The sequence below is a fragment of the Allobosea sp. 2RAB26 genome (assembly GCF_052115465.1).
Classification (GTDB): Bacteria; Pseudomonadota; Alphaproteobacteria; order Rhizobiales; family Beijerinckiaceae; genus Allobosea.
Genome location: NZ_JBFRGS010000006.1, coordinates 1 through 14,516, shown reverse-complemented (window position 1 = coordinate 14,516; position 14,516 = coordinate 1). Strand labels below are relative to the sequence as shown.

Sequence of the window (14,516 nt, the reverse complement as noted above, 5' to 3'; positions counted from 1 at the left end):
TGTTGTCTTCGCCGACGGATCCCAGCGCTCCGTCGGCGCCGGGAGAAGTCCTGGGCCGACGATGCGTATTCTCGACCGGCCGACCGAGTTGAAACTGGCGCTGAATCCAGAGCTTGCTCTTGGCGAGGCGGTGATGGACGGGCGTGTCGTCGTCGAGCGTGGCAGTCTCTACGACCTTCTCGACATTCTGATCGCCGGCGCATCGCGACAGGAACTGACCGCGTGGACGCGACCTCTCACGCAATTCCGCACGGCGATCAGGCGCATCACCCAGAACAACAATCTGGCTTGGGCGAGACGCAACGTCGCCCATCACTATGACCTCAGGACCGAGTTCTTCCGGCTCTTCCTCGACGAAGACCTGCAGTATTCCTGCGCCTACTTTCCGAGCCCGGACATTTCGCTCGTGGACGCACAGGCGGCCAAGAAGCACCACATCATCGCCAAGCTGGCGATCGAGCCGGGCCAGCGCGTCCTCGATATCGGGTCGGGCTGGGGCGGTCTGGGCTTGAGCATCGCGCGCGAGACCGGTGCCTCGGTGAAGGGCATCACCCTCTCGCGGGAGCAGCTTTCCGTCGCGCAGGAGCGGGCTGCCGCCGAGGGGCTGCCGGTCGATTTCCAGTTCCAGGATTACCGCATGCTAGCGGAACCCTTCGACCGCATCGTCTCGGTCGGTATGTTCGAGCATGTCGGCGTGGGCTATTACCGTGCCTATTTTCGCAAGATTGCGGAGCTGCTCACGGATAACGGTGCTGCGCTCATTCACACGATCGGTCGCACCACGCCCCCAGGTGCGACGAACCCTTTCATCGCCAAATACATCTTCCCCGGCGGCTACATTCCCGCCATGTCGGAAATCACGGCGGCAATCGAACGCGAGGGCCTGATCATCACTGATGTCGAGGTGCTGCGCCTTCACTATGCCGAGACGCTGAAGGCCTGGCGCGAGCGATTCCTCGCTCGGCGCAAGGAGGCGGTGGACATGTATGACGAGCGCTTCGCGCGGATGTGGGAGTTCTATCTGGCGGCTTCGGAAGCGAGTTTCCGCCACGATGGCCTTGTCGTCTTCCAGCTCCAGCTCGCTAAGCGGCTCGACACCTTGCCGATGACGCGCAGTTACATGGAGGCATGATCGGAGCGTCGGCCGCGCGTCAGATCTGCGGAGCGGCCGACAGCACGATCGCGAAGATCTCGCCGGAGTCGTGAGGATTCGTCAGGACGACGCCTTCGACCGATTCCAGCAGGGCACTGTCCCCGGTGGCTAGGATTTCCCGGTGCGGGGGCCGCGCTATCGTCCAGCCATCGGAGCGAGCGACCAGGACCACGAGTTCTCCCGTCTGGTCGAGCTGGAACGGGCCAGTGCCACTGAAGCGCGTCACCTTGTGCAGCCAGCGACCGCGGCGGGTCATCACGTTGAGGTCGTCGATCGGCCCGTCCACCAATTGCCCCTCGACCGGCCTGTCGGCCGCGAACGGATAGGGCTCGGTGGACCGCTCGAGGCGTTTGCTTTCGCCCTCGCCGAAGGCGAGGACGATTCCCCGGCCCGTCAGCACCGACAAGGTCCTGTCGATGCCGGGAAAAACGGAGAAGGGGCCGTCCGACCCGACATGGGCCATGGAGATCCGCCAGTCGAAGCCGTCCAACGAGGCGCCGGGCGGATGCGCTGCGATCTCCGTCGTGGTGCCGCCGCCGTTCTTCCACGGCATGGTGCGGCACGCGCTGGCGCGGATGATGCGCATGATCAGCCGAGAATGCCCGGCAGCTTCAGGCCCTTTGCCTTGGCGCAGTCGATCGCGATCTCGTAGCCGGCATCGGCATGACGCATCACGCCGGTCGCCGGGTCATTCCAAAGGACGCGCTCCAGCCGCTTTGCCGCCTCCGGGGTGCCGTCGGCGACGATGACGACGCCCGAATGCTGCGAATAGCCCATGCCGACGCCGCCACCATGGTGAAGCGAGACCCAGGTCGCGCCGCCGGCAGTGTTGAGCAGCGCGTTCAGCAGTGGCCAATCGGAGACGGCGTCCGAACCGTCCTTCATCGCTTCCGTCTCGCGGTTCGGCGAAGCGACCGAACCCGAATCGAGGTGGTCGCGGCCGATCACCACCGGCGCCTTGAGCTCGCCCTTGGCCACCATCTCGTTGAAGGCCAGGCCGAGCCGGTGCCGGTCGCCGAGGCCGACCCAGCAGATCCGTGCCGGCAGGCCCTGGAACTTGATGCGCTCGCGCGCCATGTCGAGCCAGTTATGCAGATGGTGATCGTCCGGCATCAGCTCCTTCACGCGCTGGTCCGTGCGATAGATGTCCTCCGGATCGCCTGAGAGCGCAGCCCAGCGGAACGGGCCCACGCCGCGGCAGAACAGCGGGCGAATATAGGCCGGAACGAAGCCGGGGAAATCGAAGGCGTTGTCGACACCCATATCCTTCGCCATCTGGCGGATATTATTGCCGTAATCGAGCGTCGGCACGCCCATCTGCTGGAAATCCAGCATGGCGCGGACATGCACGGCCATCGATTTCTTGGCGGCCTCGATCGTACCGGCAGGATCGCGCTCCTTGCGCTCTTCCCACTGCTCGAGCGTCCAGCCGGCCGGCAGATAGCCGTTCAGAGGGTCATGGGCCGAGGTCTGGTCGGTGACGACATCCGGGCGGATGCCGCGCCTGACCATGTCGGGGAAGACTTCCGCCGCATTGCCGAGCACACCGACCGAGACGGCCTTGCCGGCCGCATGGGCGCGCTTGATGATCTCCAGCGCCTCGTCGACACTGTCGGCCTTCTCGTCGAGATAGCCGGTGCGCAGCCGGAACTCGATGCTGGAGGGCTTGCACTCGATGGCGATCATCGAGGCCCCGGCCATCGTCGCGGCGAGCGGCTGGGCCCCACCCATGCCGCCGAGACCGCCGGTCAGGATCCACTTGCCCTTGAGGCTGCCGCCATAATGCTGGCGGCCGACCTCGACGAAGGTTTCGTAAGTGCCCTGAACGATGCCCTGCGTGCCGATATAGATCCAGGACCCCGCGGTCATCTGGCCGTACATCATCAGCCCCGCCTTATCGAGCTCGTGAAAATGCTCCCAGTTCGCGTAGGCCGGCACGAGGTTCGAATTGGCGATCAGCACGCGCGGTGCATCCGCATGGGTGCGGAACACGCCGACGGGCTTGCCGGACTGCACCAGCAGCGTTTCGTCGGCCTCGAGCGAGCGCAGCGCGCCGACGATCCGGTCGAAATCTTCCCAGGTCCGGGCAGCGCGGCCGATGCCGCCATAGACCACGAGCTCGCCCGGCTTCTCGGCGACGTCGGGGTCGAGATTGTTCATCAGCATGCGCAGCGGCGCTTCGGTCAGCCAGCTCTTGGCGGAGAGCTCGCTGCCCCTGGGGCTGCGGATGACGCGGCTATTGTCGATGCGGGTCATGAATGGCTCCGTTCAAACCGTGATCGGGACATGCGGAATGCGTTGTTTCCGCCCGATCAGGGTCAGGGTTTCAGCTTTCTGGCCGCTTCGAGCGCGGCTTCGATGATGGCGGAGAGGGCGGTTTGCAGTTGGGCGGCCCTAGGCGTGTCGAAGCGCCAGGGCGGCGTCTCCTCGGTGAGATAGCCGCTCAGCGAGATTTCCATCTGGATCGCGTGCACATCCCGCGCCGGCTGGCCGTAATGCCGGGTGATCCAGCCGCCCTTGAAGCGGCCATTGCTGACATGGCTGAAGCCCGAGCCGGCAAGCGCTGCATCGGCCGCGTGCTGGACCGAAGGTGCGCAGCTCGCACCGGAATTGGTGCCGAGATTGAGCAGCGGCAGCGTGCCCGGGAACAGGCGTGGAATGACCGACTTGATGGAGTGGCAGTCCCAGAGCAGACAGAAACCATGCGCGGCCTTGGCCCGTTCGATCTCGGCTGCGAGTGCGTCGTGATAGGGCTGGAAATAGGCGGCGCGACGGCGCGCGATCTCGGCCTCGTCGGGCGCCTTTGCCCAGATCGGCTCGCCGTCGAAGGTCGTGGTCGGCACGAGTTCCGTCGTCGCCTGTCCGGGGTAGAGCGATACGCCGGACGGATCGCGGTTGAGGTCGATGACATAGCGCGACAGCCCGGCCTCGACGATCGTCGGTGCGAAGCGCTCGGCAAACGCATAGAGCTGGCGCATATGCCAGTCGGTGTCGGGCACGGAACGACCCGTCTCGTTCAGCGCCACCTTCACCTCCTCCGGCAAGCCAGTGCCGGGATGCGGCATCGACAGGACCAGCGGACCGGCGCCTTGCGTGACGTTGACGATCTCGGAAGGGTTCATGCTCATCACGCCGAGAACTCCGCGAAGCTGTCGAGCCCGGCGGCATCGCTGATCGCGCCGCTGAGCACCAGCTCTGTCGCCGCCGCAAGGTCGGGGGCAAGGTAGCGGTCCGCGTCGAGCGGCGCGATACGCTGCCGGACCAGGGCCAGAACCGGCTCCAGCCGCGGGCTCGTCTTCATCGGGCGATGATGCTCGATCGCTTCCGCCGCGGCCATCAGCTCGACGCCGATGATGCTGGCCGCGTTCCGGGCCATGTCGAGCAGGCGATAGGCGCCATGCGTCGCCATCGAGACATGGTCTTCCTGATTGGCAGAGGTCGGGATCGTGTCGACCGAGGCGGGATAGGCCTTCTGCTTGTTCTCCGATGCCAGCGCGGCTGCCGTGACCTGCGCAATCATGAAGCCGGAGTTCAGCCCGGCATCGCGGGCCAGGAAGGGAGGCAGGCCGCTCATCACGGGGTCAACCAGCAGCGCCATGCGCCGCTCGGACAGGTTGCCGATCTCGCACAGCCCCATGGCGAGGATGTCGGCGGCAAAGGCGACGGGCTCCGCGTGGAAGTTGCCGCCCGAGACGATTTCGCCCGGCCCCAGCACCAGCGGGTTGTCGGTGACCGCGTTGGCCTCGATCGCAAGCGTTGCGGCGGCATTGGCGAGGAGGTCGCGCACGGCCCCCATCACCTGCGGCTGGCAGCGCAGGGAGTAAGGATCCTGGACCTTGGTATCGCCGAAGCGATGGCTGTCGCGGATTTCGCTCTTCGCGATCAGCGCGAGCAATGTTTGCGCGACCCGGATCTGGCCGGGCTGGCCGCGCAGCGCCTGGATGCGAGGGTCGAACGGCGTGTCGGAGCCCTTCAGCGCATCCACGGAGAGTGCGCCAGTGACCAGCGCCGCATCGAAGACGCGGGCGATGTCGCTGAGCGCCGTCAGCGCGATCGCGGTCGAGACCTGCGTGCCGTTGATCAGCGCAAGACCCTCCTTGGCCCCAAGTTCGAGCGGCTTCTGGCCGATCCGGGCCAGGGCATCCCCTGCGGGAAGCGTCTCGCCCTTCAGCCTGATCTCGCCGACGCCCATCAGCGCCGCGGTGAGATGGGCAAGCGGCGCAAGATCGCCGGACGCGCCGACCGAGCCCTTGGCGGGAACGACCGGAAGCGCCTCGGAGGCGAGCGCGCCGACCAGCGCCTCGACCACGACGGGGCGTACGCCGGAGGCCCCGCGCGCCAGGCTCGCGGCCTTCATGGCGAGGATCAGGCGCACGATCCGGTCCGGCAGGGCAGGGCCAGTGCCGACGGCATGGGAGAGGATCAGGTTGCGCTGCAGGGTTGCCAGGTCGGCATCGGCGATGCGCACGCTGGCGAGCTTGCCGAAGCCGGTATTGACGCCATAGGTCACGGTTCCGGCGGCGACGATATCGTCGACGATCGCTTGGGCGGAGGCGATCGCTGCGGCGCTTGCGCCATCCAGCTTGGCTGCGGTGCCGTCAATCACGGCGCGCCATTGCTTCAGGGCGGCCTCGCCCGGCTTCAGGGAGAATGTTGCGGTCATTGGCCGTTCCAGATGCGGGAGTGAAGCGGGTTGAAGCCGATGCGGTAGGCGAGTTCGGCGGGGCGCTCGATCTCCCAGATGGCGAGGTCGCAGCGCTTGCCGGCCTCGAGCGTGCCGATCTCGTCCTGCAGGCCGAGCGCCTTGGCGGCATGGCGCGTCAGCCCGGCCAGCGCCTCTTCGGGTGTCAGCCGGAAGAGCGTGCAGGCCATGTTGAGGACCAGCAGCGGCGAGGTCAGCGGCGAGGATCCGGGATTGGCGTCGGTCGCGAGCGCAATTGCAACGCCATGCTTGCGGAGCAGGTCGATCGGCGGCTTCTGCGTCTCGCGCAGGAAGTAGAAGGCGCCCGGCAGGATGACGGCGACCGTTCCGGACCGGGCCATGGCGATCACGCCCGCCTCGTCGAGATATTCGAGATGGTCGGCCGAGAGTGCGCCATGTTCGGCCGCGAGTGCGGCGCCGCCGAGATTGGAAAGCTGTTCGGCATGGATCTTGACCGGCAGCCCCTTGGCCCTGGCTGCGGTAAATACCCTGGCCGTTTCCTCGGGCGAGAAGGCAATGCCCTCGCAGAACACGTCGACTGCGTCGGCAAGATCCTGCGCGGTCACGGCGTCGAGCATCGGCCCGGTGATCTGGTCGACATAGTCGCCGGAGCGGCCGGTGAACTCCGGCGGAACGGCATGGGCGGCAAGGAAAGTGGTGCGGACGGTGACAGGCCGTTCGCGACCGAGCTGCCGTGCGACCGCAAGCTGCTTCAGCTCGGCCTGCTGTTCGAGCCCGTAGCCCGACTTGATTTCGACGGTCGTGACGCCTTCAGCGATCAAGGCGCCCAGGCGCCGGTCGGCGCTGGCGAAGAGCTCGGCCTCGCTGGCAGCGCGCGTGGCCTTGACGGTGGAGAGGATGCCGCCGCCGGCGCGTGCGATTTCCTCATAGCTCGCGCCCTGCAGCCTGAGCTCGAACTCATGTGCCCGATCTCCGCCATAGACGAGATGGGTATGGCAATCGATCAGGCCCGGTGTGATCCAGCGTCCGCCGCAGTCGACGGTTTCGCGCGCGTCCAGGGTTGGTGCCTCGCTGCGCGGGCCGGCAAAGACGATGCGGCCGTCGCGGGCCGCTACGACCCCGTCTTCGACTGCGCCATAGGGCTGGCCGGCGCCGGGCGCCATGGTCGCGAGGCGGGCATTCACCCAGATCCTGTCGCAGTGGGAAGGTTCCGCGGCCATCCGCATCCTCTCGACTTCGTTTGCGATCCGACTATGCTAGACAATTGCATATGCAATTAGCAAGTGTCATTTGCATATGCAAATCGAGCGAGGAGCCAGCGTGACACAATACCCGACCCTGCATCTCGCCCAGGCACTCTTGCCGGAGGGCTTTGCCGACAACGTGACGCTCACGATCGCGGAGGGGACAATCACCTCCATGAGCGTGGGAGAGGTTGCTCCGGCCGGTGCCCTGCACCTGGCCGGGCTGACGCTGCCTGGCATGCCGAACCTCCACAGCCATCTGTTCCAGCGCGGCATGGCGGGCCTGTCTGAGCGGCGGGGCGCCACGGCGGATTCGTTCTGGACCTGGCGCGAGGTGATGTATCGCTTCCTCGACCGGCTTGATCCCGACGACGTCCAGGCGATCGCGGCGCAGGCAATGGTCGAAATGCTGGAGGGCGGCTTCACCGCGCTCGCCGAGTTCCACTATCTGCACCATGACAAGGACGGCCAGCCGCATGCCGATATCGCGGCGATGGCGCTGGCGGTTGCGGCAGCAGCCGAGGAAACCGGCATCGGCCTGACCCTGCTGCCGGTGCTCTATCGTTTCGGCAATTTCGGCGGCGCGGCCCCGAGCCATGGCCAGCGTCGCTTCATCAATAATCGCGACAGTTTTGCCCGGCTCATGGAGGCGAGCGCTGTCGCGATCGGCGCTCTGCCGGATTCGCGGCTCGGCGTCGCGCCGCATTCGCTGCGCGCCGTCTCGCCTGAGGATCTGCAGTGGCTGCTTGGCCTGGCGCCTGATGGACCGATCCACATCCATGTCGCCGAACAGATGCGCGAGATCGAGGACAGCCTGAAGATCACTGGGCGTCGCCCGGTCGAGTTCCTGACGGACAGCATTGCGTTGGACAGGCGCTGGTGCCTGATCCACGCCACCCATCTGACGGATGCGGAGCGCGACACCATCGCGCGCAGCGGCGCTGTCGCGGGACTGTGCCCGATCACCGAGTCGAGCCTGGGCGACGGCATCTTCGATGGCGTGCGCTACGCGGCCGCTGGCGGGGCCTTCGGTGTCGGCAGCGATTCCAACATCCAGATCGATGCCGGCGCCGAACTGCGCCAACTCGAATACTCCCAGCGCCTGCGCGATCGCGGGCGTGCCTTGCTGGCGGATGCCGACGCCTCCACGGGACATGCACTCTGGGCAAAGGCCTGTGTCGGCGGCGCCCAAGCCTGTGGTCGTGCCATTGGAAGCCTTGCGGTCGGCCAGCGCGCCGATCTCGTCTCGCTCGATCCCGATCATCCAGCCTTGGTTGGAAAGCGTGGGGAAGCGGCGCTCGACAGCGCGATTTTCGCTGCCAACGCCTTACCCTTGCGCGATGTCCTGGTTGGCGGGCGGCAGGTTGTCAGCGAAGGTCGCCATGTCGCACGCGCCGCTGTCGCGAGCCGATTCGCCGCGACGATGCGTCGGCTGCTTGCCTGAGTCCTTGAAGGATCGTCATGTCGGATAACGGGATCGAGGCTGTAAAGCTGGATGGCACGGGCCCGGTCTATGATCAGATCCGCCGTGCCATCCGGGATCTCGTCCTGAATGGGGCCTGGCCTCCGGGAACGGCGGTGCCGCCGGAGCACGCTCTGATGGAGCGGCTCGGCGCTTCGCGCATGACGGTGCATCGCGCCTTGGTGCAGCTGGCGCGCGAAGGGTTGATCACGCGGCGCCGGCGGTCCGGCACCATCGTGGCGAACCCGCCGGCAAGCCATGCCATGCTCGACATCCTGTCGATACCCGACGAGGTAAGGCAGCTCGGGCAGGACTATTCCTTCGAGATTCTGTCGCGGCGGGACGCACGGCCTTCGCCTGAAGTCGCTGCACGCTTCGAACTGAAGCGCTCGGAACAGGTGGCCCATCTCGTGACCCTGCATCGCAGTGGCGGGCAGCCTCATGTGCTGGAGGAGCGGGTGATTCATCTCGCGACCGTGCCCGCAGCCGCGGCCGAACGATTCGAGACGACGCCTCCCGGCGACTGGTTGCTGCAGCACAGTCTCTGGTCGCAGGCCGAGCACGCGATCAGCGCGGTGGCGGCGGGCGAACGGGAGTCGGGGTTGCTGGAGATCGAGCAGGGCGAGCCATGCCTGCTCGTCGAGCGCCGCACCTGGAATCAGAACCAGCCGGTGACGGCCGTTCGCCTGCTCTATCCTGGCGGGCGCCACCGCTTCATTGGTCGCTTCGGCCCATACGGTGCGGTCTGAGCCGCGCATGAAAAAGGCCCGCGAATGCGGGCCTTTCCCATCTTCAGCTGCTGAACGGTTCAGCAGGCATAGCGAACGCGGCGACCCCATTCGTCGCGACCGTAGCAGACACGGTCAGGTGTCGTGGCCGAGCCGATGATGGCGCCGCCAGCACCGCCGATTGCAGCGCCCGCGAGCGCGCCACCAGCGCGGCCGGTGGCGAGGCCACCAATCAGTGCACCCGTGCCAGCGCCGATCAGGGCGCCCGTTCCGGTATTCTGCTCGCGCTGCGTGCAGGCACCGAGCGAGGCCGCGACCGCGACGAGGATGAGAAGCTTCTTCATTGTCTTGACTCCCAGGATGCAATCGACAGGCCTAATGCACAGTCCGAACCGCTCCATTCGATATGGAAACGCACCCGAAAGGATCGAGACACGATCCGTAACGGGCGACGCAACCAACATCGCGCGACATAGCAACCATGACAAAGGATTAATGTTCCATTTATGGCTTCGCCATGTGGAGCGGAGATACCCAGGGTTGTCTTCCACAGGGAGTGGAGTGGTTCGGCTTTTGCCCGGAACCTTCCGAATTCCCCGGCGTTGATCCGGCAGACTGCGGTGCGAGCCACCGCGTAGCCGTTCAATGGAGGCTCCAATGACCGCAACTGCCACCACGGGGAACCCGCTCATTGCCGGTGCACGTGTCGCCGGAACCAGCGTCTACAATGCGTCGGGCGATCATCTCGGCGAGATCTATGACGTGATGCTCGACAAGCAGACTGGCAAGGTCGCCTACGCCATCATGTCCTTCGGCGGCTTTCTCGGCTTGGGTGAGAAATACCATCCCATTCCCTGGAGTGTGCTCGACTACGACACCAATCGCGGTGGCTATGTCGTGCCTCTTACCAAGGAGAAGCTCGAGGCGGCGCCGATGTATGACAGCGAAGGCGAGCCCGACTGGGACGACAGGAATTACGGCAAGCGCGTGCATGATTACTACGGCACGATGCCCTACTGGATGATGTAGGCACCGCCGGCTGCAGGTCGCGGCGGTTGCTATCCCCCCAGCCGAACCGTCGTGACGGCGGGATGCGGGCCGAAAGGCCCGCATCTTCCGTTTGGAGGCCCGACTCCTTCCCTTTTTCGGGAACCAATCCGCTGATCGCGCGTCATCCTGACAGCGCCTTTCCGTCATCGCCGGCACGTGTGGGACTGCCCGCCGGCCTGTTGAGACGGCCCAGTTCCTGCCAGGAGCCCCTCATGCAGATCCGTTACGGCTATCGCATCGAACTCGTCTCTCAGCAGGAATTGCCGCTGTTGACGATGCTCGATGTGCATCCTTCCCGTCAGCACGATGTCATCCGCCAAGACGATATGACCGCGGTCTCCCTGGTCGATCCACGTCGCCATGTTCCAGTCGAGCGCTATCGCGACCCGTTCGGCAATATCTGCCGCCGGCTTGTCGCCCCAGCGGGCGGGATCCGGCTGAGTTCAGCGGGACTTCTCCATGATTCCGGCGAGCCCGATCCTTTCAATCCGGCGGCGCGGCAAGCGCAACCGTCCGAGCTGCCCGACGAGGTGCTGATCTATCTGCTCGGCAGCCGGTACTGCGAAACCGACAAGCTCGGGGATCGCGCCTGGCAGCTCTTCGGCCAGATCCCTCCGGGCTGGCAGCGTGTCCAAGCCGTCGTCGATTTCGTCCATAATCACCTGACCTTCGGCTATGCCTATGCGCGCAACACGCGCACTGCGGCGGAGGCCTTCGAGGAACGGATCGGCGTCTGCCGCGACTTCGCCCACCTTGCCGTGACCCTCTGTCGCTGCCTCAATATCCCGGCCCGCTATTGCAACGGCTATCTCGGCGATATCGGCGTGCCGAAGGACCCGGCCCCAATGGATTTCAACGCCTGGTTCGAGGTCTTCCTCAGTGGTCGCTGGTACACCTTCGATGCGCGTCACAATGCCCGCCGCATCGGCCGGATCGTGATCGCCCGGGGGCGTGACGCGACCGACGTCGCGATGCTCAATTCCTTCGGAGCCCATTCGCTTCAGCATTTCGAGGTCACGACCGAAGAGGTCGAAGACGCGGCAACTGCCATGATTGTGACGAAAGACCGTGTTGAGTGGCGCGCGGAGCGGGCCGCTGCATTGTGAAATGCCTTGGCCTGGGCTCCGGCATGGATGGGATGATATCAGGGCGTCATGCGCCATATCGTGATCGTCAATGCGCGGGCGGGAACCGTGCTGGCCGCAGGGCCCGAGGCCTTCGCGGCCAGGATCGAGGCCGCGTTCCATGCTCATGATTGCAAGGCGGAGGTCCGGCTCGTGCCGCCGCGCGAGTTGCATCATGCGCTTTCGACGGCGATCGCCGATGCTGCGGCAACCCCCGTCATTGCCGGTGGCGACGGCACGATCAACGGCGTGCTGCCGGTCCTGCTGCAGGCCGGACGGCCGGTAGGGGTTCTCCCGCTCGGGACGGTGAATATCCTTGGGCGGGATCTCGGCCTCGTCGGGACGCTGGAGGGCCAGATCGAGGCGCTCTGCACGGGGGCGCCGGTGACGATGGACATCGGCCGCGTCAATGACCGGCTGTTCCACTCGATCTCGGGAATGGGCTTCTTCAGCCTGATGGCCCGCGAACGTGAATATGCGCGCAGGCGCTTCCCCTTCAGCCGCGCGGTCGCCTTTGCGGTCGCTGCGACGCGCTCCATCCTGTTCACCCGGGCGATCAGCGTGGACATCCGGATCGGCCAGGAGCGCCGCCAGGTCGAGGCCGATGCCGTTCTTGTCACCATCAATAGTTTCGATGGGCCCGAATGGCGCCGCAGCAAGCTCGATGGCGGCGTCTTCGAGGTTCATATCCTCAATGCGGGCGGCCTTCTCTCGCGCACCAAGGCAGCGCTGTCGGTCGCATCCGGGCACTGGCGCTCGTCCCAGAACCTGACCTCCTATACCGGTGACGAAGTCACGCTGACGCGTCGCGACAAGAAGCGCGGTCACATCACCTTCGACGGCGAGGTCGAGCGCAAGGCCGGCGAGCTCCGCTATCGCCTTCTGCCAAAGGCGGTGCGCCTCATCGCTTGCCGGGTGCCCCCGGGCCGGGCGCACGGCTAGAGACACGTTCCTCCGGTCGATTGCCATCATTCAGGATTTCGATGCCGCTTCCTCCCCGCATTCTTGTCCCTCTGGCGGCCGCCTTCGCCTTTCTCGGCCTGGCGCTGTTCATCATGTCCGGCCGCACCTTCGCCTTCGATACCGGCCTCATCCTGCTGTTCCGGCAAGCTGGGGATCCGGCCACGCCGATCGGGCCGCAATGGTTGCCCGAGATGATGCGGGACATCAGCGGGCTCGGCAGTTTCGTCGGGCTTGGTTTCATGACCCTCGCCGCGGCGCTCGCTCTCTGGCTTGCCGGCTATCGGCGCCTTGCCGTCGCACTCGTCGTCAATGTCGTGCTGGCAACGCTGGTCAGCACGCTTCTGAAGATCGGGATCGGCCGGGCGCGCCCCGATGTCGTCGAGCCGAGTGCAATCGTCTTGACTGCGAGCTTTCCGAGCGGTCATGCCTTTCTATCGGCGGTTGTTCTGCTCGGCATCGCCGGTTTCATCGGACTGGCGTCCCGGCATCGGGATATCACACGGCTCAGCATCGGGCTGGCCTGGGTCCTGATGCTGCTGATTGGCGTGAGCCGGATCTATCTGGGCGTCCATTGGCCAAGCGACGTGCTGGCCGGCTGGTGCCTCGGCATCGCGTGGTCGAGTCTTTCGCTCGCCCTTGCCGGACAGGGCATGGCAAGGGCGGAGCCCGCCAGTGCTCGCACCCCTTAATCCGCCGGTTCAGCGCATATCGATCGTGGTGTTGACGCCGAGATCCGGCGCCCGCCCGAGGATCTTGGCCGTGGCAAGCTTGAAGGCGATCACGACGGCACTCGATGGACCGTCCCAGATCTCGGCCGAGACCGGCGTCAGGGCCAGCAAGGTCACATCCGGATCGTCGGGGCCGTTCGGGAACCAGGCTCCAACCAACGGGCTCCAGATTCTCCTGAGCAGGTGGTTGTCATCAAGCCGTTCGGCTCGGCATTCGATCGTCGCATAGAAATTGTGGTTCTCGTCGCTCAGGGCGATCGAGGCGGTTTGCGAGGCATCGAGCTCTTCGACCGGCCCGGTATGGCTGTGCGTGACGAACAGGATGCGGTGTTCTTCACGATCGACATGCCCCGACATGGGCCGGGTCCTGATCCGACCGCGGACGATGGTCGACACCATGCAGATCGTGTGATCGGTGAGGGCGGTCCAAATTCGTTGCTGGAGCGGTGTCTCGACCATTGTCGCCTTTCCTTCCATGCACGCCGCCGTCCTCGTCATTGGGGGAACGCGCCTTTGAGGCGTCCGTTCCTCAGTGCCGGGGCTCCGGGAACTCTTCACGCCTTTCAGCCGCGAGGCAATGCCGATCACGGAATGATGAGGTGGAACCGCAGGCGCTCGCGAAACGTTGACCGGCTGCCGCCCCGTCGCGGTGTCTGGACCACAGGATCGCTGATGTTCACCTCCCGCAATACGCTTCTGCTGCTCGTCGCCATTCTGGTCGCTGGCCTCGCCGTGACCGGCTATGCCCTCTACGAGGAGAAGAAGCAGCCGGATGGTGTCCAGATCTCGGTCGGAAAGAACGGGCTGTCGATCAAGGAGAAGTGAGCCCTCCCCCGCCGCGATCGGGCTGCCCGGCCCTCTCGCCCCGGCCCCCTCGCACCGGCCTCGGCGCGTCGATCGTCTCGACAGAAACTCTCTGCATACTGTATGCGGATTGACGCGCCGGTGAGCCATGACCGGGACGAATGGCGTTCGCCTGACAAAGGCGTTAACACCGGCTCCGAGAATTCTTCCGACTGGTCGAGAGGCTGCGATGACTGAGATTTTCAAGAACCTGATCGCCGGTGAACGGGTGGGCGGATCGAACGCCTCGCGCAACATCAACCCCTCCAACACCAATGACGTTGTCGGCGAATATGCCCAGGGTTCGGTCGAGGACCTGAACAACGCCGTCGCGGCTGCCAAGGCTGCGTTTCCGGCCTGGAGCCGCACGACCCCGCAGGAGCGCTACGAGATCCTGAAGAAGGCGTCCGACGAGATCCTCGCCCGCAAGGAGGAACTCGGCCGCCTGCTGTCCCGTGAAGAGGGCAAGACGCTGCCGGAAGGCATTGGCGAGGCGACCCGCGCCGGCCAGATCTTCGCCTTCTTCGCCGGCGAGTGCCTGCGCCTTGCCGGTGAGGC

Annotated in this window: 16 protein-coding genes; 9 read left to right on the top strand and 7 right to left on the bottom strand. The window is 65.6% G+C overall.

Annotation, left to right across the window (positions count from 1 at the left end):
- The first annotated feature begins 61 nt into the window (after positions 1 to 61).
- Positions 62 to 1,132: a class I SAM-dependent methyltransferase gene (locus AB4118_RS12620; RefSeq protein ID WP_441490056.1), complete on the top strand. Its 1,071-nt coding sequence runs from the start codon at positions 62 to 64 to the stop codon at positions 1,130 to 1,132.
- Positions 1,133 to 1,151: 19 nt separating this feature from the next.
- Here the strand turns inward: AB4118_RS12620 and AB4118_RS12615 are convergent, their stop codons facing one another.
- From AB4118_RS12615 to hutI, 5 genes are all read right to left on the bottom strand, one after another.
- Entirely contained in the window at positions 1,152 to 1,739 is a 588-nt protein-coding gene (locus AB4118_RS12615) for a HutD/Ves family protein (protein WP_441490055.1), read from the bottom strand.
- Positions 1,740 to 1,741: 2 nt separating this feature from the next.
- Positions 1,742 to 3,409: a urocanate hydratase gene (gene hutU, locus AB4118_RS12610; protein ID WP_441490054.1), complete on the bottom strand. Its 1,668-nt coding sequence runs from the start codon at positions 3,407 to 3,409 to the stop codon at positions 1,742 to 1,744.
- Between the two features lie 62 nt (positions 3,410 to 3,471).
- Positions 3,472 to 4,281, bottom strand: coding sequence for an N-formylglutamate deformylase (hutG, locus tag AB4118_RS12605; protein WP_441490053.1), 810 nt, complete (start codon positions 4,279 to 4,281; stop codon positions 3,472 to 3,474).
- Positions 4,281 to 5,816, bottom strand: coding sequence for a histidine ammonia-lyase (gene hutH / locus AB4118_RS12600; protein ID WP_441490052.1), 1,536 nt, complete (start codon positions 5,814 to 5,816; stop codon positions 4,281 to 4,283). Before hutH ends, hutG begins: the two co-directional genes overlap by 1 nt.
- A complete protein-coding gene (gene hutI / locus AB4118_RS12595) occupies positions 5,813 to 7,036 on the bottom strand; it encodes an imidazolonepropionase (protein ID WP_441490051.1) in 1,224 nt (407 codons plus the stop codon). The genes hutH and hutI overlap by 4 nt, the downstream gene beginning before the upstream one ends.
- Positions 7,037 to 7,136: 100 nt before the next feature.
- Between hutI and AB4118_RS12590 the strand changes: the two genes are divergently transcribed.
- Complete coding sequence (locus AB4118_RS12590; protein ID WP_441490050.1) at positions 7,137 to 8,504, top strand: formimidoylglutamate deiminase; 1,368 nt, start codon at positions 7,137 to 7,139, stop codon at positions 8,502 to 8,504.
- 17 nt (positions 8,505 to 8,521) lie between these two features.
- Complete coding sequence (locus tag AB4118_RS12585) at positions 8,522 to 9,271, top strand: UTRA domain-containing protein (RefSeq protein WP_441490049.1); 750 nt, start codon at positions 8,522 to 8,524, stop codon at positions 9,269 to 9,271.
- Between the two features lie 59 nt (positions 9,272 to 9,330).
- Here AB4118_RS12585 and AB4118_RS12580 read toward each other — a convergent pair whose 3' ends face one another.
- A complete protein-coding gene (locus AB4118_RS12580) occupies positions 9,331 to 9,594 on the bottom strand; it encodes a glycine zipper domain-containing protein (protein WP_069877583.1) in 264 nt (87 codons plus the stop codon).
- Positions 9,595 to 9,907: 313 nt separating this feature from the next.
- Here AB4118_RS12580 and AB4118_RS12575 point away from each other — a divergent pair, with 313 nt between their 5' ends.
- The 4 genes from AB4118_RS12575 (at position 9,908) to AB4118_RS12560 (ending at position 13,076) form a co-directional block, all read left to right on the top strand.
- Positions 9,908 to 10,279 (top strand): PRC-barrel domain-containing protein, encoded by a 372-nt coding sequence (locus AB4118_RS12575; protein WP_441479701.1) that lies wholly within the window; start codon positions 9,908 to 9,910, stop codon positions 10,277 to 10,279.
- A 233-nt stretch (positions 10,280 to 10,512) separates the two neighbouring features.
- Positions 10,513 to 11,406 carry a transglutaminase-like domain-containing protein gene (locus AB4118_RS12570; RefSeq protein ID WP_441490048.1) on the top strand — a complete coding sequence of 298 codons (894 nt, stop codon included), beginning with the start codon at positions 10,513 to 10,515 and terminating at the stop codon, positions 11,404 to 11,406.
- 48 nt (positions 11,407 to 11,454) lie between these two features.
- Positions 11,455 to 12,366 carry a diacylglycerol/lipid kinase family protein gene (locus tag AB4118_RS12565; RefSeq protein WP_441490047.1) on the top strand — a complete coding sequence of 304 codons (912 nt, stop codon included), beginning with the start codon at positions 11,455 to 11,457 and terminating at the stop codon, positions 12,364 to 12,366.
- A 41-nt stretch (positions 12,367 to 12,407) separates the two neighbouring features.
- Complete coding sequence (locus tag AB4118_RS12560; RefSeq protein WP_441490046.1) at positions 12,408 to 13,076, top strand: phosphatase PAP2 family protein; 669 nt, start codon at positions 12,408 to 12,410, stop codon at positions 13,074 to 13,076.
- A 9-nt stretch (positions 13,077 to 13,085) separates the two neighbouring features.
- On the opposite strand, the gene AB4118_RS12555 is transcribed toward AB4118_RS12560, so the two are convergent.
- Positions 13,086 to 13,574: a pyridoxamine 5'-phosphate oxidase family protein gene (locus AB4118_RS12555; RefSeq protein ID WP_441490045.1), complete on the bottom strand. Its 489-nt coding sequence runs from the start codon at positions 13,572 to 13,574 to the stop codon at positions 13,086 to 13,088.
- Between the two features lie 213 nt (positions 13,575 to 13,787).
- On the opposite strand from AB4118_RS12555, the gene AB4118_RS12550 reads away from it, so the two are divergent.
- Together AB4118_RS12550 and AB4118_RS12545 are read left to right on the top strand one after the other, a co-directional pair.
- Positions 13,788 to 13,940: a hypothetical protein gene (locus AB4118_RS12550; RefSeq protein WP_441490044.1), complete on the top strand. Its 153-nt coding sequence runs from the start codon at positions 13,788 to 13,790 to the stop codon at positions 13,938 to 13,940.
- A 208-nt stretch (positions 13,941 to 14,148) separates the two neighbouring features.
- On the top strand, positions 14,149 to 14,516 hold a 368-nt coding region (locus AB4118_RS12545), incomplete at its 3' end, for an aldehyde dehydrogenase family protein (protein ID WP_441490043.1).